The sequence below is a fragment of the Tenuifilum sp. genome, assembly GCF_037481895.1.
In the GTDB taxonomy this organism is placed as follows: Bacteria; Bacteroidota; Bacteroidia; order Bacteroidales; family Tenuifilaceae; genus Tenuifilum; species Tenuifilum osseticum.
In genome coordinates this window covers 1-24,585 of the sequence record NZ_JBBFKU010000008.1, presented here as the reverse complement: position 1 = coordinate 24,585, position 24,585 = coordinate 1, and the positions used below count along the sequence as shown (strand labels likewise).

The following is a 24,585-nucleotide window of genomic DNA, read 5'->3' as shown; positions in this document are numbered from 1 at the left end:
CAGCTTATCCTTCCTAAATTAGTTGTAACTTTAGCACGCCAAACAGTTACACCGATGAAGCGCATCATAGCAACCATAGTATTTCTAACACTTGCCATTGCTGGATTAGTATTTCTGTTTTACCATTGGGTAAACAAACAGGATTACAGGCAATTCAACCCAATTGATGCTATCCCTCTAAATGCCTCATTGATTTTGAATATTGATGATTTTGAATTGTTTACTAACTCTGTAAAGTCAAATAGTTGGTGGAAAACCCTTGAACGGGGCGATGTTGTTAAAAGTTTTGCAGGCATGCTTAATTATTTGGATAGTGCAGCAAAATCGGACAATACAGTTAGAACAGCCTTAAAAGGTACTAATACTGCAGTAGCTTTTTACAACCACCATCCGCGGGGCAGCGAGTTTTTACTGGCCCATAAAGTTCCCAAGGAGATTAACCAAAGCGATATTCTAGAGCTTATCAAGCTTCAAAGTTTAGGGTATGCTAAGGCCGAAGAGATACAAATTGCCGGCAACAGCGCAATTTATGTTGAGGTTCCTGAGGGGAACTATTTCAGCTTAACTTTTACCGTGTTTAGCAATCTTTTACTGGTTAGCAATAGCCAGGAATTGCTTGTTGAATCGGTCAAAAAGCTGAAGGAAGATGCTGCCGTTGAATCCGATGAGCAGTTTCAGTCACTTTACCAAACAGCCGCAACTGGCGTTGCAGCAAATGTCTTTGTAAACATCAATGAGCTCTCCAAAACTTTATCGGTTGAAAATAATTCGCTTGCTCTTAAGGGGGTTGCAAGCTGGGTTGGGCTCGATGTTCAGGTATCGCCTACCATGGTAATTGCCAATGGACTTATTGTGAGTTCAGCCACCAATGGCGATTACTATAAAATATTTACCCGTCAAAACCCTGTTCCTTTTTCTTTGCATGGCTACATGCCTGCCTCAACATCATTTTTTACCTGGTATGGCCTGCCCAGCATCCCTAACTTTATGGCCGACTATAGCGATTATATTGATAACCTTGGCCTAACTGAACCATACAATAGAAACCTTTCAGGTTTCTTAGCCCATACTGGGGTTTCAATCGATGAGTTTTTAGGGAAAAACCTCGATAACGAGGTTGCTGTACTATCGGCCAAATTACAAAACGATAGCACAGATTGGTTTATTCTTGCAAACACCAAGAGCGGTTCAGCAACCCTTCAGCAACTTGAATCGTTTGCTGGTACTAAAACCATTGTCAAACATGAGTTTAAGCCCGATAAACAGAATAGTTTCCTAATAATTGAAAACCCTATTAAATGGTTTATCCCTACCCTATTGGGTAATAGCTTTTTGAAAGTAAACGATGGGTTTGTGACGGTAATCGATAACGTTTTGGTTTTCGGCTCAAGCATCAGTTCGCTTGAATTCATAATTAATGAGTATTTGCGTAATAACACACTTACCAGAACAGAAAGCTATAGGAGCGTTCAGCAACGTATTTCCACATCATCGAATCTGATTCTTTATAGCAAGGGAATGGATTCATACCCCTTAAGCGAATTACGCTTACATGGTAAGCCAACCCAGCTATACAAAGGAAAAACTCTCTCCAGCCATAGCTTTATTTGGCAGGTGGTGGGTGGTAGCCAAAAGCTTTTTGCTATGCTTGCCATAAAAAGCAGCCAGGCCGATTTGACCGAAACCCCCAGCTCGCTTAAAAATGTGAAGTGGGTTTGTAAGCTCAGCACTGAACCGATTGGCAAACCACATTTGTTGGTTAACCATCTTAACGGACAGCCAGAGGTTTTGGTTCAGGACTCTGAAAACTCAATCTATCTTATTAGTAACGATGGGCATATACTCTGGAAACGAAAGATTGGGGCTCCAATTCTTGGCAGTGTGAACCAAGTAGATATTTATCGAAACAAAAAGTTACAGATGGCCTTTGCAGCAGGCAACAGGATTTACCTGGTTGACCGCAATGGAAATGATGTTGAAGGTTTTCCAGTGACCTTGCCTGCTAGAGCCACCTCCCCATTATCGGCATTTGATTACGACAGTAACCGTAACTACCGGTTTATTGTGGCTTGCTCCGATAAAAAGATTTACTGCTACGACACTAACGGAAAACCCGTAAACGGTTGGCTTAGCTTTAAAACAGAAACGGTTGTTAGTAGCCGAATAGGATACGTTAGCAATCAGGGTAAGGATTATATATTGATTTTTGACCAAAACCGACCGTATTTACTGAACCGCCGTGGCGAGGAACGGTTAAAGCCACAATCATTTTTTGCCAAAGCAAAAAACAGTGAATTTTACCTGGTAGGAAATTCGGGGAAAGGGTCATATTTGCTAACCACCGATACGCTGGGCATAATCAAGAAACTATTTTTTGATGGCAGGGTCGAAAGTCAAGTGCTTGAACCATACTCACCCAACCATACCTTTATCATGGCAGGGAAAAATTATTTTATCCTCGATAGGAATAGGATAAGCATATATTCAACCGAAGGCAAACTAAAAAATGCGATACTATCGTCAAGTGGCGATTTCGATACCGGAAACCTACAGGTCATGGCAAGCAACAACCTGGTTTTGACAAACAGGGATGAAAGTATTTTTGGTTACGATTTTAGTGGCAAACCTCTTAGCTTTTTCCCTATATCGGGCAGTATTCCAATTGTTGAGGTAAATTCTGGGAACAAGCTATTTGTTACTTTATCAAAACAGAATGGGGTTATATGCTTTGCCATTAAATAAATAGCTATCTTTGCGCACCGTTTCAACAGAATAATGATAGCATTTTTAAAATTCATTTTTTACTTCTTTTTGACCCTTTTTTTACTGGGTTTGATAGGACGCATCATCCTAAGGCTTTGGTTAAGGCGATTGTATAAAAAAATTAACCAGGAAACAGGTCAACAATCGGCCGATAACAGCAAGGGGCGAAATTTTTCATTCACCCGGAAAAAAAAGATTATCGATAAGAATCAGGGTGAATATGTGGATTACGAAGAGTTAGATTAGCTATAGTTTAATTTGATCAAATGTATGGCTGAGGTTGTAGCAGGTATCGATATTGGTGGTACAAACACAGTAATAGGAATAGTTAACCGTAATGGCGATATACTTGCCGAGAGTACCCTTCCCACACGCTGTAATGCTACCTTTGATGTTTTTGTGAAAAACTTAACCGGGGCTATTGAGCAGCTGCTCATGGAGCTTGGTCATGAACACAGGTTGCTTGGCGTTGGCGTTGGTTCTCCTAATGGTTCATATAATCTGGGTGCTATAGTTGATGCTCCAAATTTGGAGTGGAAAGGGATACTCCCTTTATGTAAGGAGATTACATTATTAACTGGAGTTCCTAGTGTGGTTACCAACGATGCCAATGCTGCTGCACTGGGCGAGTTGCTTTTTGGGGCAGCAAAGGGAATGAAAAACTTTGTTGTTATCACATTGGGTACAGGGTTAGGTAGCGGAATTGTTGTTGATGGCAAGCTGGTTGTAGGCCACGATGGTTTTGCCGGCGAGTTTGGGCATGTGGTTGCCAAGGCAAATGGCCGGCAGTGTGGATGCGGAAAGAAGGGATGCCTTGAGACCTACGCCTCAGCAACAGGCCTTCGCCGAACCGCCTTCAAGATGATTGCCGATAGCAATCAGCCTAGCATGCTCCGTAACGTTACCTACGATAAGCTTACAGCCAAGATGATTACTGAGGCAGCCAAAACAGGCGATCCGCTTGCTAGGGCAGCCTTTGAGTATACTGGACTTATTTTAGGAACACGCCTTGCCGATTTAGTGGCCATACTTAACCCTGAGGCCATTTTCTTCTTTGGAGGTTTAGCCAATGCCGGTGAGCTGCTAATGGATCCCGTTCGCCGTTACATGGAGGATTACATGTTCCCGGTTTTTAAGGGTAAGGTAAAACTTTTACTTTCAGGTTTACAGGATAAGAATGCGGCTGTACTTGGAGCTGCTGCCCTTATTTGGGAAGAGCTCGATAAATCGGCACACTAGCCAAAAGCCTCCCAATTTTTAGCAAGTCCACCAATACCGGTTTCGCGGTAGGCCACCTGAATATCGCGGCCTGTTTCGGCCATGGTTTCAACCGCCTTATCGAACGATACTTTATGCCCCCCATCGGACGAAAGGGCGTAAACTGCGCATGAGTATGCTTTAGTGGCAGCAATAGCGTTGCGCTCAATACAAGGAATTTGAACATATCCCATTACCGGGTCGCAGGTAAGTCCAAGGTTATGCTCCATGGCCATCTCGGCTGCGTACTCAATTTGGGTGGGCGATCCGCCCATGATTTGGGTCATTGCTGCAGCAGCCATAGCGCAGGCTGTGCCTATTTCCCCCTGGCAACCCACCTCAGCTCCCGATATCGATGCATTATGCTTTACCAGATTCCCTATTAACCCTGCAGTGGCTAAAGCTCTAAGCATTTTCTGCTCCGTAATATGCTCCTCGCTGTTGAGGTAAAAAAGCACACCGGGTAGTACCCCCGACGAACCACAGGTTGGTGCGGTAATGATTTTCCCCCCGGCTGCGTTCTCCTCCGCAACTGCAAGGGCAAAAGCAAAGAGCAACCCTATATGTTTCATAGTACCATGGGCATTTAATGCTTTGGTGTACTGGGCTGAAGCCCTACGTGCCAGCTTTATAGGCCCTGGTAGAACACCCTCATTATCAATCCCACGCTTAACGGTTTCGCGCATGGTATGCCATACTTTTGCTAAAAAATCCCAGATCTCTTTACCCTCGTTATCCTCTACAAATTCCCAGAGGCTTTTCCCCTCGCTTTTGCACCAGGCTAAAATCTCGGTCATGGTTTTCAGCCTGTAAACAGGGTTATTATTTAGAACTCCTGTCTTATCTTTTAAATCGCCACCGCCTATGCTGTAAACCTCCCAAAAGTCGATAAGCTTACCGTCCTCTTCCGAAAAAGCCTCAATAATCATTCCGTTAGGATGAATCGGAAGGCTTTCCTCGGGTCGCCAAATTATATCTACCTGCTTTGGTAAAAAACTCTTGCGTAGTGCACTATCGGTATGGTGCCCTTTGCCGGTTAGCGCCAAGCTGCCGTAAAGCGATACCCTAAAGTAGTTGGCCTCCGGATGGCGATGTTTCATTATCTCTGCAGCACGGGCAGGCCCTATGGTATGACTGCTCGATGGCCCATATCCCTCCTTGTATATCTCCCTAATGGATAGCATGCACTTTAATTTTTTGGCAAAGCAACATCATTTTTACATCTGTTGCAAGGGTTTAGAGTAAATTAACAACCCCATTTTTTAATTAGAATAATTAGTAGTTTGCTAAAAATGTGTTACCTTTAATCAATAATTAGCAATTTTAGTAAATGAATAGGCGAGTATCAATCCTGATTTTGCTGGATATCTTCCTAATTGGCGTTTCCTTTTGGCTAACTACTGTAATAAAGGGGGTTTCGTTCCAAACGTATTTGGGTAACTATGGGAATGGCGTTTTAATTTTTACGTTAACCTGGATATTAACCTCGCTCATCTACAATAAATACTCCTTTACCTCATACTCAATAAAGCACTTATCCAAGAATATTATTACTTCTAACCTCATAGTGCTTGCAATTATTTCGATTCTAATCTTCTTGACCCGCAACGATTACTACTCGCGTTTCATTGTGTTTAGTACAATATCATTCACTACTCTGGCTGAACTGTTTATTTACAACTTATGGGGAGTTCTAAAGAAAACCCAGGTATTGCCCGACGATGTATTGGGCAAGGTGGAGCGCTCGCTCCGTAGGCCTCGACCAGCACCCACAATCAGCGAGGAGCCCATTGATCCTACCCGTGTTAAAACAGTTCAAAAGGCAATACTCTCCGATTTTAGCCGCGATGTTTACTGTTTTCTGGAGCAACATACCAACCTGTTTAGCGATAAAACGCTTATTATTGCCACAACAACCAGCTTCAACCTTTTAAATCAGCCCAACAATACCTTTAAAACCATTATAAACCTTAAGCGGGTTAACGATATTAGGCGAATTAACAAGTTCTTTGAGGCCGCTAACGAGAAAATTCCTGTTGGTGGTGTGTTTGTTTGCATGGCCGAAACACAGGAACAGCGGAAGAAACGAATACTTAGTAAATTCCCACCAATACTTAACTACATATACTATCTCTTTGATTTCATCCTAAAACGAGTTTTTCCTAAGTTTTCATTTACCAAGGGGATATATTTTTTGCTTACACGTGGTGAGAATAGGGTGATAAGCAGGGCCGAGCTTTTAGGAAGGCTTTACTCATGCGGTTTCGATGTTATTGATGAGCAGGAAATTGACAAAATGCACTATGTGGTTTCCCAAAAAATCCGCAAGCCATACTTTGACATGGAACCTACCTATGGCCCTCTCATAAAGCTTCGCCGCATTGGGAAGGGTGGCAAATTTATCAAGGTTTACAAGCTTAGAACCATGCACCCATACTCGGAATACCTTCAGGAATACATTTACCGCAAACATAACCTGCAGGAGGGTGGCAAGTTTAAGGACGATTTTAGGGTTTCGACCCTTGGACGCTTCATGCGGAAACTTTGGATTGATGAGCTACCTATGATTATTAACCTCCTACGGGGGGAACTAAAAATAGTGGGGGTAAGGCCTTTAAGCCAGCATTACTTTAACCTATACTCCAAGGAGCTCCAGGAAAGGAGAATTAAGTACAAACCAGGCCTAATTCCACCATTTTACGTTGATAATCCCAAAACCCTGGAGGAGATAATGGCTTCGGAAATCAAATACCTTGATGCTTACGATAAGCATCCACTGTTTACTGACCTGAAGTACTTTTTTGTTGCCGTTTATAATATTGTTTTCAAGCGGTATAGGAGCAACTAAAAGCCCCAGCAAATGCCAGCTTCAACTTGCATCTGCTTGCCCAGCATAAAGTTGGGGGTGTACTTATAGCTAGTGTAGTTCTTGATGTTGTTAACCCCTCCGGCGATAAAGATATATCCATCGTTAATTATCTGGTATCGAGCACCCACTTGCCAGAACGTTTGCTCCCACTCTACTTGCTCCATGAAGGGCAGTCCTAGTCGCTCGGTTGCAATCTTTGTATAATCGGGGCCTTTTCGGCTTTTGGTAAAACTTCCGTATAGCTGTATTCCCCGGGTAGGGTGGTAACTTATGGCAAAATGTATTTCATCGGCATTATCGGTAAGGTAATGGCCCAGGTTAAACCTGTTACTCTCGTATGTGGTTGTTTCAATAATATGCTTAAATGCAAGCGGATTAGTACGGGTGTACTCAAAGGTTAATGATAAATTGCTCAAAGGGAGATCCCACACCCTGAAGCCCGCTTTCAGGCTGTAAAAATTGCTGTGCTTATCGGGGTTAAACATATTCTTCATCGAAAGCTCATCCAGGAATAGGGTGGCGTAAAGATGAAGGTGCTTAACGTTGTACGATGAGATATCAAAAAACATCTGCGAGTTTTGCCCAACCTGGTTGCTCATACCATTCAGGTGATGGTCAATTGATTTGTAAAAGAAAAATGGTATAAGGTAGGCGGGTTGAACCTCAAGGTCGGAGTAAACGATTGAGTTCCCCACGGAAAGGTTTAACCCCCTGTAGGGTTTAAAGGTTATAAGGTTAGCGGCGATGTACTTGTTGTGGTAAACCTTTCGGGTTTCTCCAAAACTTATGTATGTTCTTGCGGAATCAATTACCTGCGATACAAGCCAACCGTGAATGTAGTTCAGCTCAATCCACCTAGCAGGTTTTACATTAAGCTTTAGCATGGCAAACGATGGTGTGCGCCCACCCAAAATATTTGTGCCGTTATAACCGGAGCCCCACTGAACATGATCCTTGATCACCCCAATGCTGCCCCATTTCCATCCATAGGTTATACCGCCTCTCATTTCGCTAAATTCACCCCCTTCTCCATCTACCTTGTAGTTACCGCCTTGCTCTCGGGTCAAATAGGTTGGCATCGCAAGCCTATAATTCTGTGCATAATCGCGGAGACTTGCATAAAAACCAAATTTTCCGGCATGCCCATGCACCTCTGCTCCAACCCAACGGTTATAGGCAAATGCACTATCGTTTTTAATGGTGATTACACCCAGCAAGGGATTTATTGTAATACTGTAAAGTGAGTCGGATCGGTACAGGATATCAAATCGTTTTTTCCCCTTAGCAGCATTATCCTTATCAAAATCGGCCAAGTAAAATTCAAGTTCCTTCCTTTGACGGTTATTCAGCCTTTCTTTCTGTTCATTTGCCTGTGTTAGTAACGTTTTGATAAAATCACGACTGTAAGGCTTAACGCTGGTATTTGCATTTACAATGCCAAGCGTATTTAACTCATCAATAAACTCGTATATACCGATATTTGAGATATGGTGATATGTTTCCTGTGCATACAAATAGGGCGAAGCAAGTGTTATTGCAATTGCAATTATCAGTTTCTTCATTGCGGCGTTATTTTTTTAGTAAAGTTACAACATTAACCCAATATTTTCATTTGGGTTTAAGAGTGAACATAGCTACTTGATTTGTTTTGGGTAACAAATTTGTTACCTTATTGTTACATTTGCAACGTTTAAAAAAGATGATAATGATAAAACTGTTAAAACTCCTGTTAACATTTGTCCTAATAGAAACGCTAGTACTTTCATGTGCGGTTTCGAATAAAAATAAGCAGCTATCCGATGAGGCCAAGCGAGCTTTTGAAATGAACGACTATCAGGCTGCATTGGCTTCTTATGAACAGCTAATTGCTACAGGTAAAGGGGTTACCGGTGACGTTTGGAACAAAGCCGGTATTGCCGCATGGGAGGTTGGACAAACCGAAAAAGCAATTGATTACCTGGAAAAAGCCAAAAAGGAAAACGGAGCCGATGCTCAAGGCTTGTTTACCCTTGCTAAGGCTTACCGTAAAATTGATAATCTTTCGCGTGAGATTGTTAACCTTAAACTTTGCGTTGACCTTAACCAACCGGAGTTGCTATCACAGGCAAGAGCTACGCTTTTTGATGCATACGTAAGGAGTGAGAACTGGAACTTGGCCGATTCATTATGGAATGCATTAGCCCCACAGTATCAGTCCGATGTAAACCTTAAAACAGGTTTCCTGATTGTTAACCGAAAGCTGAAAAACAACCAGAAGGCAGAAATGCTTGCAAAGGAGTTACTAAAGCACGATAAAAATAATACCGAAGCTCTGGAATTCCTTGGAGAGTTTCACTTTAACCGAGCCGATGAACTGTACGTGAGCGAAATGAACGCCTACGAGAAAAACAAGACCACCAAACAGTATAAGCAACTTACCGAGGCTTTAAAAAAGGTGAATGCCGACTATAAAATCTCGCGCGATTACTTTGAAACCCTTTACAGGCTGAAGCCCGATAAAAGGTATGCCCGTTACCTGGGTAACATCTATACCCGTTTTGAGAATAGGCAAAAGGCCGATTACTGGTATAAACTTGCTAAGTAGGGATAAAAAAAGCGCGTTAAACGCGCTTTTTTGTTTATAGAATATGCTTGAGTTACTCCACTGTAACCGATTTTGCTAAGTTTCGTGGCTGGTCAACGTTGCATCCACGCATAACGGCTATGTGGTAAGCCAGCAACTGTAATGGGATAACGGTAAGCAATGCACCAACAATCTCGCCTGCTTCGGGTATCTCAATGGTATAGTCGGCCATTTCCTTAATGGTGGTATCGCCTTCGGTTACAACGGCAATTACAACACCCTTGCGGGCTTTCACCTCCTGAACGTTGCTTACAATTTTCTCGTAGCTGCTGTCCTTAATTGCAATAACCACTACCGGCATGGTATCGTCAATCAGGGCAATGGGTCCATGTTTCATCTCGGCAGCGGGATAACCTTCGGCGTGGATATACGATATCTCCTTGAGTTTAAGTGCGCCCTCAAGCGCAACCGGGAAATAGTAGCCCCTACCAAGGTAAAGGAAGTTTCGCGAATCCTTAAAACGCTCCGAAATGACTTTAACAAGTTCCTCGCTTTGAAGTATTTTCTCAATTTTATCCGGTACAAGGGTAACCTCGCGAATAAGTTCGCGGTAACGCTCCTCGGTAAGCGTGCCACGCCTGCGGCCAAGCAGTATGGCCATCATGATTAGAACGGTTACCTGAGCGGTAAATGCTTTGGTGGATGCAACCCCAATTTCAGGGCCTGCATGGGTGTAAACTCCGGCGTGAGTTTCGCGGGGGATGCTCGATCCTACCACATTACAAATTCCTAGTACAAGAGCTCCTGCTTCCTTGGCAAGCCTTATTGCTGCCAGGGTATCGGCGGTTTCGCCGCTCTGGCTAATGGCTATCACCACATCATCCTTATTGATAATGGGGTTGCGGTAGCGAAACTCCGAGGCGTACTCAACCTCTACGGGTATGCGGGCCAAATCCTCAATCAGGTACTCACCCACAAGCGCAGCGTGCCACGAGGTACCACAGCCAATTAAGATTATACGTTTGGCTTCTGTAAGGTTTGGTAGTACGCTATACAGGCCGCCAAGGTGAATGTCAAATGGGTCGCTCGAAATACGGCCACGATAGGTGTCGTGGATGCTACGCGGTTGCTCATATATCTCTTTGAGCATGAAGTGCTCGTAACCGCCTTTCTCTATTGCCTCAATATCAATATCGAGTTGCTGGATGTTGGGTTCAAGCGCTTGGTTGTAAATGGTTTTCAGAACCATTTGGTTGCGCTGGAGTACAGCAACATCGTTATCGTTAAGGAATATTACACTTTTGGTAAACTCAACAATTGGAGTGGCATCGGAAGCAATAAAGTACTCACCTTCGCCAACCCCTATTACCAGCGGGCTGCCCTTGCGGGCTGCAATCAGCGTATCGGGGTCATCGCGGTTAATTACAACTATACCGTACGCTCCTACAACCTTTGTCAGCGCTAAGCGGACTGCAATTTCGGGAGTAACATTTCCTTTCAGGTAGATGTACTCAATTAGGTTAACCAGAACCTCAGTATCGGTTTCCGACTTAAAGACGTAACCCCTCTTCTCCAGCTTGCTACGGAGTAGACTGTAGTTTTCAATAATCCCATTATGGATAAGGATGAACTTGCCGTTCATCGACTCATGGGGGTGGGCATTTATATCGTTAGGCTCGCCGTGGGTAGCCCAGCGGGTATGGCCTATTCCGATTGTGCCGGGTAGCGGTCTATCGCCAACAAAGGCTTCCAGATCGCTTACCTTTCCCTTCTGTTTTGCAAGAAACGGATCGCCATTTACTATGCAAATACCGGCCGAATCGTATCCCCGGTACTCCAGACGTTTTAAACCGTTTATCACAATAGGGTAAGCTTGCCTATACCCAATATATCCAACAATTCCGCACATACTATTTGAGCTTGGTGTATGTAATTTTTAGTTTAATTGGGGTACTGTTCTGTCCGCTTTTAAGCACCCCATGCCTAATGGTAGTATTCGAGTTTGGGAATACATACAGGCTATTGTCGCTATACTCACCCTTTAGCATTCTTTGGAAATGGTAGGTTATATTGACACTGTAACCATTCCTGAATGTCCGGTACGAGCCGTTTGAGCTAAGGGTATTTGTGCTAGTTATCTGATCCTTGATCAGTCCAATCCACTCGCTACCATCCTTGTAGTAAAAGAGGAGCTGACTAATGGTTGAGTCGGGTAGCGATGTGGTGGCATCGGCCTTGCCAATTATGAGCTCAGCACGATGTATTACAATGGGCATGGAGTCGCGCCATTGTGTCAGGTCGGGGAAAGTTATTTTCCCATAAACCCCGCCAAGGCTCTGGGTATAGAAAACTGTATCCTGAGTAATGGTATCGTTAAGGTGTTGTATTTTTTTGGCAGGATCAGCCTTTGTGTAATCATGCAGGTACTCGTAAAACCTTGAACCAAAAGTATAGGTCTTGCTGGTTTTAATGGTTGAGTCCTTACCGTTAATCTGTTTAACGTAGTGGTAGTATAGCCTAAGGTACATGTTTGAGGTTGATACGTTATAGGCTACACCGCCATAACCGGGTAGTTCGTCGAAGGTTACATAGAACCCTTTAAACTTGGTGTAAAATATTTTTGAATCGGTTAACGCCAGCGAGTCCATTAACGATTGACCAAACTCAAGTGGGAGTGGCAGTTTCAAACTTCCTTTCCCTTTGAGGGTTGCGGTAACAAAAGGGGTTGGGTTGTATGTATTAACATTAATAGGGCTGAGGGCGTTCTGCTTGTCCCAGAATAGCGAGGTGTCGGTAATCTCATGTATCCTCAGGTTAAGTTCAGTGGTGGAATCGCCGTAAAAACTGGTGGCAGTAAAATAGAAAAATATTGAATCGGCAGTTGCAGTAGGCCCGCCATAACCATCGGTTGATTTTCCGGGGAGGTAGCGGCCAACAAAGCTAGCCTTGGTCGATCCAAAAATCTCGCTGTTAACATACCCCATTACTCCCTCGGAGGCCAGAAATGAGTTTAGCGAATCCTTTGTAAGGGTAAAAGCGCTAACCTTGAACGAGGAATCTATCTTTACCTTGTAAATATCCTCGTCGGGTAAAAGATTGTTGCCTAAAAAACCGGGTTCATTATAGCATGACGTGAGCGAAAATATCGAAAGAAAAAGGCCTGCAATTAAAACACCCAAATGCCTGATTCCAATACTACTTCTTTTTTGAAACATTTGAATTGCCATTTAGTATCTGGTTATAAAATTCGTCGTAAATATCAATATAATTTTCACTATCCTGGTAGGGGAGTAAAGGTTTTTTAGCTGTATTTATATGTTCAAGCACCTCGCCGTTAACAGTAGGGCTACCCAAAATAACCCCATCGGAAAAGTTTACGGCAAGCTTCAGAAGGTTTTCGTAGGTTGGTTCTCGCAAAATCTCAACATCTTTCTTAGATATACCCTCCATCAATACTTTTTTCCTGGCATTCTCGTTCAAGGGTTTGCTAAAACCATCGTTATACACAGAGAAAACAACCTTAGAGTGGGCAAACAACGGATCGTCGGCGTAGGCCTTTTTGATCATCAGTGGGGCAAAAGCGGTGAACCAGCCATGGCAGTGGATTAAATCGGGCGACCAGCGTAGCTTTTTAACGGTTTCAATTACTCCCTTGCTGAAAAAGATAGCCCTTTCGTCGTTATCGTCGAAGGTTTCGCCGTTTTCATCGGTTAAGGTGGATTTCCTTTGGAAGTAGTCCTCGTTATCAATGAAGTACACCTGCATACGTGCACTTTGAATGGATGCCACTTTTATGATAAGGGGGTGATCCATGTCGTTGATGATTAGGTTCATCCCCGATAGGCGTATCACCTCGTGTAGCTGGTTTCGGCGTTCATTCACACATCCATACCTTGGCATAAATGTTCTTATCTCTCGACCCTTTTCCTGAATCCCTTGAGGTAAAAACCTACTGATTTTTGAAACCTCACTCTCAGGCAGGTATGGAAGTATCTCCTGAGAGATAAAGAGTATCTTCGCCTTTTTTTCTTTCATTTTGGATTATCCTTTTGCCGAATTTGATTAAATAGCTAAAACATCAATCACCAAGGCGCATTTTTATAATAGGCTACAAAGTTACAACTTTTTTCTTGATATTGATTAATATGTTATGTAATTGAATACCAGTATGCATGTCAAATTTAAGTTGTTATCGGTGTCCATTTAAAGTTAATTATATAGCTTTTTGATATGTTTTAGGGCATCAACAGTAAAAATCAACATACATGTTATTCAAAAATTTACAACCTTTGCAAGTTCAAAGTCGATACCTCAGTAAACTATAATTGCCTATGTGTGTGGTTGTTGATAAGATATCGGATCTAAAAACGTTGCTTCAGGGCTTCAGTAGCGAGGGGAAAAGCATTGGCTTTGTTCCAACCATGGGAGCATTGCATAAAGGTCATGTCTCGCTGGTTGAGCGCAGTGTTGCTGAGAACGATATCACGGTTGTGAGCATTTTTGTAAATCCCACACAATTCAACGATAAAAACGACCTAAAGAACTATCCCCGAATGCCCGAAAAGGACATTGCCATGCTGGAGGCTGCAGGGGTTAATGTAGTTTTCATGCCCACCGAGAGCGAGATTTACCCTGAACCCGATACCCGTGTGTTCGATTTTGGGATGCTCGACAAGGTGATGGAGGGGAAGTTCCGCCCGGGACACTTCAACGGCGTTGCCCAGGTGGTAAGCAAGCTTTTCGATATTGTTGAACCTCACCGGGCATACTTTGGCCAAAAGGATTACCAGCAGCTGGCCATCATTAGGGCAATGGTTCGTATGCTGGGCTACCGGATTGAAATAGTTGGCTGCCCTATTGTGCGTGAACCCGATGGGTTGGCCATGAGCAGCCGTAACCTGCTGCTTACCCCTGAGCATAGGAAAAGTGCCCCGCTCATTTACCAAACATTAGCTGAAGCACGAAACAAAACCAATGAGTTTTCCGTTAAAGATATGATTGATTGGGTTGTAAAGGGTATCAACTCCGACCCAAATCTTAAGGTTGAGTACTTTGAGCTGGTCGATGCCGATTCCCTGCTGCCTGTTCAGGGCTGGGATCACCCCAACGGAATTGTTGGTTGCATTGCGGTTTGGGCTGGTAATATCAGGCTTATCGATAACATGATGTTTAAATAGTTCCGAAAAAAGTATAAGGCGATGATGATTGAAGTTTGCAAGTCGAAAATCCACAGGGTTACTATCACCGAGGCTAACCTTAACTACATTGGTAGCATTACCATTGATGAGGACCTGATGGATGCAGCAAACATTATTGAAAACGAAAAGGTTCAGATTGTCAATATAAACAACGGCGAACGCCTTGAAACCTACGTGATAAAGGGTGAGCGTGGTAGTGGTCAGGTTTGCCTCAATGGACCTGCTGCACGCAAGTGCGTGGTGGGCGATGTGGTAATTATCATTTCCTATGCTACCATGGATTTTGAGGAGGCCAAAAAGTTCAAGCCCACCGTAATTTTCCCCGACACCGCCACCAACAAGCTTGTATAACAAACCCGTTTACTGCATTGAAAAGCATAGTGAAATCAAGGCTATTTAACTTTGCCGTATTCTTTTCCCTTGCCATTGTACTGCTCTACTACGCTTTCAGGAGTGTCGATTTTACCCATATTGCTCAGGGTTTTAGGGAGGTAAACTATTTCTGGATAGCCATTTCACTTTTAATTGCCCTTATTGCCCATGCTCTTAGGGCTATTCGCTGGGGTTACCTTATGGAGTCCCTTGGCCACAAACCTACATTCAGCAACTTGTTTGCAGCAGTAATGTTCGGTTACCTGGCTAACTTAGCCCTCCCCCGCTTTGGCGAGGTGGCTAAATGTGGTAGCGTAAGTAGGGTTTCCCGAATCCGTTTTGAGTCGCTTGTTGGAACCGTTGTGGTTGAGCGCGCTGCCGACCTTGCAATGCTCCTGATTGCAACTGTTATTGTGGTTCTTGTCAAAATCGATTCCTTTGGCCAGTATATCTACACAAGGATTTTTCAACCCATTGAGCAAAAGGCCATACATATTGAGGGGTACAAGATTGTTATTTTACTGGTGATGGCAATCGCATTTTTACTCCTTATCCGTTTCATTTTAAAGAGCGATTTCCTGGGCGAGAAGCTGAACGGGAAAATCAAAAGTGCTGTAATAGGCGTTATCGATGGACTAAAGAGTATTTACCGAACACCCAGGGTAATCCAATTCGCACTGCTCTCGGTTTTAATTTGGGTAAGCTACTGGCTAATGACCTGGGCTTTACTTTGCTCTACCCCAATTACATCGAACCTTACTGGCTGGGATGCCCTGTTTATCATGGTTATTGGTTCCTATGGCATGACTGTTCCAGTACAGGGCGGATTTGGGGCTTACCACATTATCACTGCCTCGGCCCTTGGCATTTTTGAAATCACTTACGAGAACGGGTTGATATTTGCAATCATCTCGCACGAATCGCAAACCATCTTGTTGGTCATTGCAGGTATTGTATCGATGGTTTACCTCTACATTAAGCAGCGCAAGCCATTGGCGTAGAAAATTCCAATTTACAGCACTGAAAGTTGTTACATACACGTTAAAAGTATACATTTGTGAGCTGAATGTGGAAAGATTTGGCTGATTGCAACCACAAAAATAAATGCTAAAACAGCGATTATTCCAGCAATCGATCAAACCTTCCCCATAGATATTTGTTTAACCTAAAAGTTTTTTACTATGGGATATTTATTTACTTCGGAGAGCGTATCGGAAGGGCATCCCGATAAGCTGGCCGATCAAATTTCCGATGCTCTGCTCGATGAGTTTTTACGTCGCGACCCCAACTCAAAGGTGGCATGCGAAACACTGGTTACTACCGGTTTGGTTGTGTTAAGCGGCGAGGTTAAAACCCATGCATATGTTGATGTTCAGGAGGTTGCCCGCCGGGTTATCCGCCGGATTGGTTACACCAAGCACGAGCTGAGGTTCGATGCCGAGTCGTGCGGCGTTATCTCATCAATCCATGAACAATCGCCCGATATTAACCGTGGCGTTGAGCGTGGCGATGAGTACTCGCAGGGTGCAGGCGATCAGGGTATGATGTTTGGCTATGCCTGCCGCGAAACCGACGACTATATGCCACTTGCCCTTGTGCTTTCGCATGTGTTGCTCATGGAGCTTGCCAAAATCCGCAGGGAGGGTAAGCAAATGACCTACCTCCGTCCCGATGCCAAGTCGCAGGTAACCATTGAGTACGACGATAATAACCAGCCTCTCCGAATCCATACCATTGTTGTATCAACCCAGCACGATGAGTTTGATACCGACGATGTTCGGATGCTGAACAAGATCAAGGAGGATGTTCGCACTATCCTTATACCAAGGGCTAAAGCCCGTTTCCCTGAAAGAGTTCAAAAGCTGTTCAAGGACGATTACATTTTACACGTTAACCCAACCGGTAAGTTCGTAATAGGCGGTCCGCATGGCGATACCGGCTTAACCGGACGTAAAATTATTGTTGATACCTATGGCGGTAAAGGGGCCCACGGTGGAGGCGCTTTCTCGGGCAAGGATTCCAGCAAGGTTGACCGCTCCGGCGCATACGCAGCCCGCCATATTGCCAAGAACATGGTTGCTGCCGGCATTGCCGATGAGGTTCTCATTCAGGTAGCATACGCCATTGGCGTTGCCGAGCCCGTAGGGCTTTACGTTAATACCTATGGAACTTCGCACGTTAAGCTTACCGATGGCCAGATTGCTGAAAAAATTAAGCAGATCTTCGACTTGCGTCCGGGTGCCATTGTTAAACGTTTGGGCCTTAAGAATCCCATTTTTGAGGAAACCGCTGCCTACGGCCATTTTGGTCGCGATTACTACAAGCGCGAGGTGGAATTTATTGTGAATGGCAACTGTGAGGGCGAAAAGGTGGTTAAACGCGAGGTGGAATTCTTTACCTGGGAAAAGCTCGACTATGTTGATACTCTCCGCAAGGAGTTTAACCTGTAAAGGGGGTTCACTGTAGTACTTAATTTCATTAGAGCATACGCTACCTGTCATCCTGAGCGTCCTGTTCCGCCATAGCTGGGAGCAAAGGATATCATTATTAGTGTGCAGTGTCCAGTATGCAGTGTACAGCGGAAGGTGTGTGCAGTGTTTGGGGTTTAGTGTTTTCACTATCAACATCTTTCAACTGTCAACTATACTTGTCATCCTGAGCTCAGCGAAGGATCTCTTACAGGCCTAATGAGATGTTTCGCTAACGCTTAGCACGACTACCGTCTCATGAACCGAACAAAAGTAAGTATCACAGAGTTACACAATGCTACACTGTGTTACACAGAGTATGTGACGTGATATTCACGAACAACGATTAACGAACAACAAACAACGTCTCAAGCCCCGTAGGGGCGTAACATTTGTAACTCCATGGCCAATCCCCTATGTATTGCGATGCACGCAGTGCGTATTCCAAACAGCAACGGTGAAGCTTTGCATCACAATAGTAGACCATTGCGAAGAACGATTTCCTAACAACCAATCATAAGGAGATAAAGGAATATAGAGATGCTTCAGCAAGGCTCAGCATGTCAAAGTGAGTGAGGGAGCCCATCATGTTGTAATTCCGAGCGTAGTCGAGGAATCTCATTTAAAAGGTAATGAAGGTTCAAAGCAATGCTTCGGCTAGTTCAGCATGACACCCGTCTAATGAACCGAACAAAAGCAAGTATCACAGAGTTACACAATGCTAAACTGTGTTACACAGAGTATGTGACGTGATATTCACGAACAACGATTAACGAACAACGTCTCAAGCCCCGTAGGGGCGTAATATTTGTAACCAAAATGCTACCCCCACTAGTATTGCGATGCACACAATACTTTTTCCAAAGAGCAAAGGTGAAGCTTTGCATCGCAACAGAAAGGCATTGCAAAGAACCATTCACACGTTCTTTCTTGTCTTGATACAAGAAAGAACCAAAGAAAATCAAGGCTGAAAAGCCCGACCCATTGCCGGGTCTGGCTTTTATGCCACTGCTTGCTTTTTCCGCTACATTCCTTCTCAGGGTAAAGTGCTGGGGTAAGGCCGTTTCCCAAATTCAACCTAGATGACCCCTCTAAATCTCCCCTGATAGGGGAGACTTTAGCCTTGCAATAAGGTCTCCTAATTGCTTCTCCCCTCTCCTGTCAGGAGAGGGGCGGGGTGAGGTCAATTTCACCATCAACAAACAACTACCTCAACATAATGTTGCGGCTAAAACAATTTTTTGGCTTACATTTACAAAAATTTTAAGCTATGCTTGCATACATAACCTGGAATATCAATCCTGAGATATTTAGTATTGGCCCGTTCTCAGTACGATACTACGGCCTAATGTGGGCCATGGCCTTTTACATTGGCTATGTCATATTTAACCGCTTCGTAAAGCGTGAGCATCTGCCCGAGGGTTTCCTCGACTCGCTAACCATGTATATGATTGTAGGCACAGTAATTGGAGCCCGCTTGGGTCATTGCCTTTTCTACGAGCCCGAATTTTACCTCAGCAACCCGCTCGAAATCCTTAAGATCTGGCACGGAGGCCTGGCCAGCCATGGCGCGGCCATAGGGATACTAATTGCCCTTTACCTTTTTGCCCGCAAGCATAAGGTCCCCATGATTTACGTTATTGATAGGGTTGTAATAACCGTAGCAATTGGTGGAGCCTTTATTCGCCTGGGAAACCTGTTTAATTCTGAAATCTACGGGGTTGAAACCACACTGCCCTGGGGTTTTATTTTTGTGCGGAATGGCGAGGTACTCCCAAAACACCCCACACAGCTTTATGAGGCGCTATCGTACACCGCAATATTTATCCTGCTTTACTGGCTTTACCTAAAGGCCGATGGCAAGCTGCGTAATGGTTTCATTTTTGGCATCTTCCTCATCCTGCTCTTTGGCGCACGATTCCTCATTGAGTACGTAAAGGAACCACAGGTTGAGTTTGAAAAACACATGATGCTAAACATGGGGCAGTGGCTTAGCTTACCCTTTATTGCAGCAGGAATTGGATTTTTGATTTACTCATACCTTAAACCTTCGGTTTTTATCCCACAGGACAACATAAAGCCTAAAAAAGGGAATAAGTAGAAACATTAAAAAACGTCGGAGCTAAAGCCCGACGTTTTTGTTTTTCGTAATACTTTCAACCAAATAAGTATCACAGTGTTTTACAGGGTTTACACAGTGTTTCACAGTGTAAATCCGCCCAGTCTGCGCCATCTGTGTTCCATTCCAATTCACTTACAACCATCAACTATCAACCAACAACTAGCTTATCTGCGTCATCTGTGTTCAATTAAATTCACCATTAACTATCAACTAAAATTGTTAACTTTGAATGAATAAACCCTACCGATATGCCCAAAAGTATTTTCGATAACAAATCGTTGCTAATTACCGGTGGTAGCGGATCGTTTGGTAACGCGGTGCTGAGGCGATTCCTTAAAACAAATATTTCCGAAATCCGTATTTTCTCGCGCGACGAGAAAAAGCAGGACGATATGCGCCGTTTTTACAACGACAAGCGCATCAAATTTTACATCGGCGACGTTCGAAACGAGGGAAGTGTTCGTTCAGCCATGGTTGGGGTCGATTTTGTGTTCCATGCTGCCGCGCTTAAGCAGGTTCCATCCTGCGAGTTCTTTCCGGTGGAAGCCCTTAAAACCAATGCGCTTGGCACCGACAACGTGCTCGATGCTGCCGAAAAGTACCATGTTAAACGGGTGGTTACCCTAAGCACCGATAAGGCCGTTTACCCCATAAATGCCATGGGCATTACCAAGGCCCTGATGGAAAAGATTATGATTGCCCGCTCCAGGAATAACGACCCCAGCAAACAGGTTTTTTGCGGAACACGTTACGGCAACGTAATGGCCTCGCGCGGGTCGGTGATCCCACTCTTTGTGGAGCAAATAAAGGCCGGGCAACCCCTAACCATTACCGACCCCAACATGACCCGCTACATGATGACCCTCGACGATGCCGTTGACCTGGTGCTATTCGCCTTTGAGCATGGCCAACCCGGCGATATCTTTGTGCAAAAGGCCCCTGCAGCTACCATCGAAACGCTGGCCAAGGCCCTGCTGGAACTCTACAAGGCCAGGAACCCTATCAAGGTAATTGGAACCCGCCATGGCGAAAAGCTCTACGAAACGCTGCTAACCCGCGAGGAGATGGTAAAAGCCAACGACATGGGCAATTACTTCCGTATTCCAGCCGATAACCGCGACCTGAACTACGGCCTTTACTTCAACGAGGGGCAAACCGATATCACACAGATTGAGGAGTACAACTCGCACAACACCCGCAGGCTGAATGTGGAAGGAATGAAGGAGTTACTGCTTAAGCTACCGCTAATACGCAAGGATATACTGAACGAGGACATCGGGCATATTTACGAACCGTAAATTCTAATATTTTTAGCTGCACAATGTTTCACTGAGTACTACACAGTGTAACACAGAGTATAAAATGGAAGCCAACTGGATAACACGCGAAATACTTGATTCAGCTTACAAAGTTCATTCAGCCTTGGGACCTGGCCTTTTGGAATCAGCCTATCAGGCTTGTCTCGCTTATGAACTACAGAAAAAAGGATTAAAGGTTGAAACTGAAAAACCGGTTCCTTTGATTTATGAAGATATTAAACTTGAATGTGGGTATCGGCTTGATTTGCTGGTTGAAAACCAGGTTGTGGTAGAACTTAAAAGTGTCGACGCATTTACTGATGTACATATTGCACAGGTTTTAACTTACCTTAAACTTGCTAATAAACATATTGGACTTCTGATTAATTTTAATACAAAAAGTCTAAAAAATGGGATTAAGCGATTAGTTTTGTAAACACTGTGAAACATTGTGATAACATTGTGTAACTCTGTGAAACATATCAAAGTAGGCATTACCGGTCAGTCGGGGTTTATTGGTACCCACCTGTTCAACACCCTTGGGCTTTACCCCGATAGGTTTGAACGCATCCCCTTTGAGGACAGCTACTTCGATAACCCCACCCAACTTGAAAGCTTTGTAAAGGCTTGCGATGCCATTGTTCACCTGGCAGCCATGAACCGCCATAACGACCCCGAAGTAATCTACCAAACCAATATTACCCTATGCAGGAAGCTTATTGAAGCCTGCGAGGCTACCGGCTCTAAACCCCATATCATTTTCTCCTCATCAACCCAGGAGGAGCGCGATAACCTTTACGGTAAATCGAAACGCGAGGGACGTTTGCTCTTTGAGGAATGGGCTAAGCGTTGCAATGCCTCGTTTAGCGGCTTTATCATACCCAACGTATTCGGTCCGTTCGGTAGGCCATACTACAACTCGGTGGTGGCAACATTCTGCCACCAGCTAACCCATGGCGAGGAACCCCGAATTGATGTTGATGGCGAGCTGAAGCTTATCTACGTGTCGGAACTGGTGGAGCATTTTATTGAAAGGATAAAGCTCACAGCACAAAGCAATAGCAGTAAACCGATCATTGAAACGGTTCAAATACCGCACACTTCAACCAGTAAGGTGTCAGCAATACTAGCCAAGCTCAACGATTTTAAATCCGGCTATTTTGACAAGGGAACTTTCCCAGACCTTACCGATACGTTTACCCGCAACCTGTTCAACACCTTTGTTTGCTATATTGACCATGAAAAGTTCTTCCCCCGGTTGCTTGAGCTGAAAACCGACGATAGGGGCTCGTTTGTGGAGACCATTAAGCTGAACAGCGGGGGTCAGGTGTCGTTTTCCACCACCAAGCCCGGTGTAACCCGCGGAAACCACTTCCATACCCGAAAGGCGGAACGGTTTGCCGTAATAAAGGGCAAAGCCGTTATTGAGCTACGTCGCATTGGTACCGATAAAAAGCTTACCTTTGAGCTCGATGGCGATAGCAACCCATCGGTTGTGGATATGCCCATCTGGTACACACACAACATCAAGAACGTGGGGAACGATAATGTTTTCACCATTTTCTGGATTAGTGAGCACTTCAACCCCAACGATACCGATACGTTTTTTGAAACCGTATAATGAATAGTCGTTTCACAGAGTATCACAGAGTAATGCACTGTGTAACACTGTGAAAACATTGTGTAACCCTGTGTAACTAAAATCATGAAGAAACTTAAAGTCCTTACCGTTGTTGGTACGCGTCCCGAGATAATCCGCCTATCGCGTGTAATGGCCAAGCTCGACGAGAGCCCGGCCATTGAGCATATAACCGTCCATACCGGACAGAACTACGACTACGAGTTGAACCAGATCTTTTACGACGACATGGGCATTCGCCCACCCGACCACTACCTGGAGGCCGCCGGCGAAACCGCCACCGCAACCATTGGTCAGATCCTCATCAGGATTGATCCCCTGCTTGAAACTCTTAAACCCGATGCAATGCTGGTGCTAGGCGATACCAACAGCTGCCTTTGCGCCATCCCTGCCAAGAAAAGGCACATCCCCATCTTCCACATGGAGGCAGGGAACCGTTGCTTCGACCAGCGCGTACCGGAGGAGACCAACCGTAAGATTGTTGACCACATTGCCGATATCAACCTTACCTACAGCGATATTGCCCGCGAGTACCTGCTGCGCGAGGGACTACCAGCCGACAGGGTTATTAAAACTGGCTCGCCCATGTTCGAGGTGCTTAACCACTACCTGCCCCGCATACAGCAATCCGATGTTCTTTCACGGTTAAACCTGAAAAAGGGCGAGTACTTTGTGGTATCGGCTCACCGCGAGGAGAACATAAACTCCGAGCGTAACTTTGGCAACCTTATCCGCTCGCTTAACCTGATTGCCGAAACCTATGGTTACCCAATAATTGTGAGCACACACCCGCGCACCCGCAAGATGATTGAGGCCAAAGGGGTACAGGTTAACCCGCTGGTTAACTTCCTTAAGCCGCTTGGCTTTACCGATTACAACGCCCTACAGCAAAACGCCTACTGCGTACTATCGGATAGCGGCACAATCTCGGAGGAATCGAGCATACTTAACTTTAGGGCGCTGAATATCCGTGAGGCGCATGAGCGACCCGAGGCCATGGAAGAGGCATCCGTAATGATGGTTAGCCTTAACCCCGAGCGAATTATCCAGGGACTGGTTCAGGTACAGCAACAAAAAATCGGCACCGAGCGCAACTTCCGCCTGGTAGCCGACTATGCCATGCCTAACGTATCCGATAAGGTGGCTAGGATTATCTTAAGCTATACCGATTATGTGAAGCGTGTGGTGTGGGGAGAGGAATGATGTAGTTAGTGTGCAGGAGCGGGGGCAAGGTTAAAGGTTAAAAATTTAAAATTTCAGATTTCAGATTCAAGATTTTAGGTAATTTCTTATACCATCAACTAACAACCATCAACCATCAACTAAAACGGTATCACAGTGTTGCACAGAGTTCACACGGTGTTACACAGTTAAATCTGTATAATCTGCGTCATCTGCGTTCAATTAACTTTCTCTTAACCGCATTAACCCCCACTTAACTATATTTTTTGCTCTTTGAGTAACTAGTTCCTTAGTCCATTCAATATAGTTATCGGTCCAGCGCTGGGGATGAATGGTTATCATGGCTTTACTGGGAAACCGATTCTCGTTAACTGCCTTAATGATATCGTTAGTTGTTCTATAAACTAAGCCCTGTTCAATCCATTTCTGTTGCTGCGGCACCCTATCGCGAACCGAGTATTTAAACCCATCCCAACGCCTGCCGGTATCGGTAAGGTAAAACACCTCGTTAAAATCAATGTCAAAATATGGTTCACCAATAATACCCAGTTTACGGTAATCGTATTTATACCAGATTTCTTTATTATCCCACGGCGAGCGTGGACTACCATGCATACAAATAGTTTTAACGGGATATATTTTCCGAAACTCTTCCAAATTCTCACAAAACTCATTATATGCAACATCTATTAATTCTTCTCTTTTTCTTTCGCTTAACTTTTCACTTTTAACTTTTAACTTTACACTTGCCGTGTCCATCGTCTCGTAGTGATACCCAATCTCATGGCCTAAATCGGCTATCTTGTTAATAATATCAATATCAAAACTTTCAGGAACCATTCTGAAGTAGTATG

At 44.4% G+C, this 24,585-nt stretch carries 20 protein-coding genes; 14 read left to right on the top strand and 6 right to left on the bottom strand.

From position 1 onward, the window contains the following. The first annotated feature begins 54 nt into the window (after window positions 1-54). The 3 genes from WHS63_RS03665 to WHS63_RS03655 are packed head-to-tail and all read left to right on the top strand — an operon-like array spanning window position 55 to window position 4,002. Window positions 55-2,742, top strand: a complete 2,688-nt coding sequence (locus WHS63_RS03665) for a DUF3352 domain-containing protein (RefSeq protein WP_445203942.1) — start codon at window positions 55-57, stop codon at window positions 2,740-2,742. Between the two features lie 33 nt (window positions 2,743-2,775). Then, window positions 2,776-3,009: a DUF4834 family protein gene (locus WHS63_RS03660; RefSeq protein ID WP_445203941.1), complete on the top strand. Its 234-nt coding sequence runs from the start codon at window positions 2,776-2,778 to the stop codon at window positions 3,007-3,009. 24 nt (window positions 3,010-3,033) lie between these two features. Next, window positions 3,034-4,002: an ROK family protein gene (locus WHS63_RS03655; RefSeq protein ID WP_445198589.1), complete on the top strand. Its 969-nt coding sequence runs from the start codon at window positions 3,034-3,036 to the stop codon at window positions 4,000-4,002. Here the strand turns inward: WHS63_RS03655 and WHS63_RS03650 are convergent. After that, entirely contained in the window at window positions 3,999-5,204 is a 1,206-nt protein-coding gene (locus tag WHS63_RS03650; RefSeq protein ID WP_445203940.1) for an L-serine ammonia-lyase, read from the bottom strand. The genes WHS63_RS03655 and WHS63_RS03650 overlap by 4 nt on opposite strands. Before the next feature lie 146 nt (window positions 5,205-5,350). Between WHS63_RS03650 and WHS63_RS03645 the strand changes: the two genes are divergently transcribed. Beyond that, window positions 5,351-6,868: a sugar transferase gene (locus tag WHS63_RS03645; RefSeq protein WP_445203939.1), complete on the top strand. Its 1,518-nt coding sequence runs from the start codon at window positions 5,351-5,353 to the stop codon at window positions 6,866-6,868. Here WHS63_RS03645 and WHS63_RS03640 read toward each other — a convergent pair. Next, a complete protein-coding gene (locus WHS63_RS03640) occupies window positions 6,865-8,451 on the bottom strand; it encodes a hypothetical protein (protein ID WP_445203938.1) in 1,587 nt (528 codons plus the stop codon). The two genes, WHS63_RS03645 and WHS63_RS03640, sit on opposite strands and share 4 nt — an antisense overlap. Before the next feature lie 143 nt (window positions 8,452-8,594). Between WHS63_RS03640 and WHS63_RS03635 the strand changes: the two genes are divergently transcribed. Continuing rightward, window positions 8,595-9,473 carry a tetratricopeptide repeat protein gene (locus tag WHS63_RS03635; protein WP_445203937.1) on the top strand — a complete coding sequence of 293 codons (879 nt, stop codon included), beginning with the start codon at window positions 8,595-8,597 and terminating at the stop codon, window positions 9,471-9,473. A 52-nt stretch (window positions 9,474-9,525) separates the two neighbouring features. On the opposite strand, the gene glmS is transcribed toward WHS63_RS03635, so the two are convergent. The 3 genes from glmS to WHS63_RS03620 are packed head-to-tail and all read right to left on the bottom strand — an operon-like array spanning window position 9,526 to window position 13,487. Then, window positions 9,526-11,361: a glutamine--fructose-6-phosphate transaminase (isomerizing) gene (gene glmS, locus WHS63_RS03630; protein WP_445203936.1), complete on the bottom strand. Its 1,836-nt coding sequence runs from the start codon at window positions 11,359-11,361 to the stop codon at window positions 9,526-9,528. Between the two features lies 1 nt (window position 11,362). Continuing rightward, a complete protein-coding gene (locus tag WHS63_RS03625) occupies window positions 11,363-12,667 on the bottom strand; it encodes a DUF4270 family protein (RefSeq protein ID WP_445203935.1) in 1,305 nt (434 codons plus the stop codon). After that, complete coding sequence (locus tag WHS63_RS03620) at window positions 12,648-13,487, bottom strand: glycogen/starch synthase (protein ID WP_445203934.1); 840 nt, start codon at window positions 13,485-13,487, stop codon at window positions 12,648-12,650. The genes WHS63_RS03625 and WHS63_RS03620 overlap by 20 nt, the downstream gene beginning before the upstream one ends. Window positions 13,488-13,783: 296 nt before the next feature. Between WHS63_RS03620 and panC the strand changes: the two genes are divergently transcribed. The 9 genes from panC to wecB all read left to right on the top strand — a co-directional run bounded on the left by panC (window position 13,784) and on the right by wecB (window position 23,752). After that, on the top strand, window positions 13,784-14,629 hold the full coding sequence (gene panC, locus WHS63_RS03615) for a pantoate--beta-alanine ligase (protein WP_445203933.1): 846 nt from the start codon (window positions 13,784-13,786) through the stop codon (window positions 14,627-14,629). Window positions 14,630-14,650: 21 nt separating this feature from the next. Further along, a complete protein-coding gene (gene panD, locus WHS63_RS03610; RefSeq protein ID WP_369489059.1) occupies window positions 14,651-15,001 on the top strand; it encodes an aspartate 1-decarboxylase in 351 nt (116 codons plus the stop codon). Window positions 15,002-15,018: 17 nt separating this feature from the next. Continuing rightward, window positions 15,019-16,023: a lysylphosphatidylglycerol synthase transmembrane domain-containing protein gene (locus tag WHS63_RS03605; protein WP_445203932.1), complete on the top strand. Its 1,005-nt coding sequence runs from the start codon at window positions 15,019-15,021 to the stop codon at window positions 16,021-16,023. Between the two features lie 180 nt (window positions 16,024-16,203). Beyond that, window positions 16,204-17,472 carry a methionine adenosyltransferase gene (gene metK / locus WHS63_RS03600; RefSeq protein WP_445203931.1) on the top strand — a complete coding sequence of 423 codons (1,269 nt, stop codon included), beginning with the start codon at window positions 16,204-16,206 and terminating at the stop codon, window positions 17,470-17,472. A gap of 1,288 nt (window positions 17,473-18,760) precedes the next feature. After that, window positions 18,761-19,591 (top strand): prolipoprotein diacylglyceryl transferase, encoded by an 831-nt coding sequence (gene lgt / locus WHS63_RS03595; RefSeq protein WP_445203930.1) that lies wholly within the window; start codon window positions 18,761-18,763, stop codon window positions 19,589-19,591. Window positions 19,592-19,860: 269 nt separating this feature from the next. Beyond that, entirely contained in the window at window positions 19,861-20,910 is a 1,050-nt protein-coding gene (locus tag WHS63_RS03590) for a polysaccharide biosynthesis protein (protein ID WP_445203929.1), read from the top strand. A gap of 64 nt (window positions 20,911-20,974) precedes the next feature. Next, on the top strand, window positions 20,975-21,346 hold the full coding sequence (locus tag WHS63_RS03585; RefSeq protein ID WP_445203928.1) for a GxxExxY protein: 372 nt from the start codon (window positions 20,975-20,977) through the stop codon (window positions 21,344-21,346). 36 nt (window positions 21,347-21,382) lie between these two features. Continuing rightward, a complete protein-coding gene (locus tag WHS63_RS03580; RefSeq protein ID WP_445203927.1) occupies window positions 21,383-22,531 on the top strand; it encodes a polysaccharide biosynthesis C-terminal domain-containing protein in 1,149 nt (382 codons plus the stop codon). 84 nt (window positions 22,532-22,615) lie between these two features. Further along, entirely contained in the window at window positions 22,616-23,752 is a 1,137-nt protein-coding gene (wecB, locus tag WHS63_RS03575; protein WP_445203926.1) for a non-hydrolyzing UDP-N-acetylglucosamine 2-epimerase, read from the top strand. Window positions 23,753-23,953: 201 nt separating this feature from the next. On the opposite strand, the gene WHS63_RS03570 is transcribed toward wecB, so the two are convergent. Continuing rightward, window positions 23,954-24,585, bottom strand: a 632-nt coding sequence (locus WHS63_RS03570) for a hypothetical protein (protein ID WP_445203925.1), incomplete at its 5' end; no start/stop codon positions are given.

Coding starts and splice junctions, on each gene's coding strand:
- WHS63_RS03665 (WP_445203942.1), top strand. CDS start 55: ATGAAGCGCATCATAGCAACCATAGTATTTCTAACACTTGCCATTGCT.
- WHS63_RS03660 (WP_445203941.1), top strand. CDS start 2,776: ATGATAGCATTTTTAAAATTCATTTTTTACTTCTTTTTGACCCTTTTT.
- WHS63_RS03655 (WP_445198589.1), top strand. CDS start 3,034: ATGGCTGAGGTTGTAGCAGGTATCGATATTGGTGGTACAAACACAGTA.
- WHS63_RS03650 (WP_445203940.1), bottom strand. CDS start 5,204: ATGCTATCCATTAGGGAGATATACAAGGAGGGATATGGGCCATCGAGC.
- WHS63_RS03645 (WP_445203939.1), top strand. CDS start 5,351: ATGAATAGGCGAGTATCAATCCTGATTTTGCTGGATATCTTCCTAATT.
- WHS63_RS03640 (WP_445203938.1), bottom strand. CDS start 8,451: ATGAAGAAACTGATAATTGCAATTGCAATAACACTTGCTTCGCCCTAT.
- WHS63_RS03635 (WP_445203937.1), top strand. CDS start 8,595: ATGATAAAACTGTTAAAACTCCTGTTAACATTTGTCCTAATAGAAACG.
- glmS (WP_445203936.1), bottom strand. CDS start 11,361: ATGTGCGGAATTGTTGGATATATTGGGTATAGGCAAGCTTACCCTATT.
- WHS63_RS03625 (WP_445203935.1), bottom strand. CDS start 12,667: ATGTTTCAAAAAAGAAGTAGTATTGGAATCAGGCATTTGGGTGTTTTA.
- WHS63_RS03620 (WP_445203934.1), bottom strand. CDS start 13,487: ATGAAAGAAAAAAAGGCGAAGATACTCTTTATCTCTCAGGAGATACTT.
- panC (WP_445203933.1), top strand. CDS start 13,784: ATGTGTGTGGTTGTTGATAAGATATCGGATCTAAAAACGTTGCTTCAG.
- panD (WP_369489059.1), top strand. CDS start 14,651: ATGATGATTGAAGTTTGCAAGTCGAAAATCCACAGGGTTACTATCACC.
- metK (WP_445203931.1), top strand. CDS start 16,204: ATGGGATATTTATTTACTTCGGAGAGCGTATCGGAAGGGCATCCCGAT.
- lgt (WP_445203930.1), top strand. CDS start 18,761: ATGCTTGCATACATAACCTGGAATATCAATCCTGAGATATTTAGTATT.
- WHS63_RS03590 (WP_445203929.1), top strand. CDS start 19,861: ATGCCCAAAAGTATTTTCGATAACAAATCGTTGCTAATTACCGGTGGT.
- WHS63_RS03585 (WP_445203928.1), top strand. CDS start 20,975: ATGGAAGCCAACTGGATAACACGCGAAATACTTGATTCAGCTTACAAA.
- wecB (WP_445203926.1), top strand. CDS start 22,616: ATGAAGAAACTTAAAGTCCTTACCGTTGTTGGTACGCGTCCCGAGATA.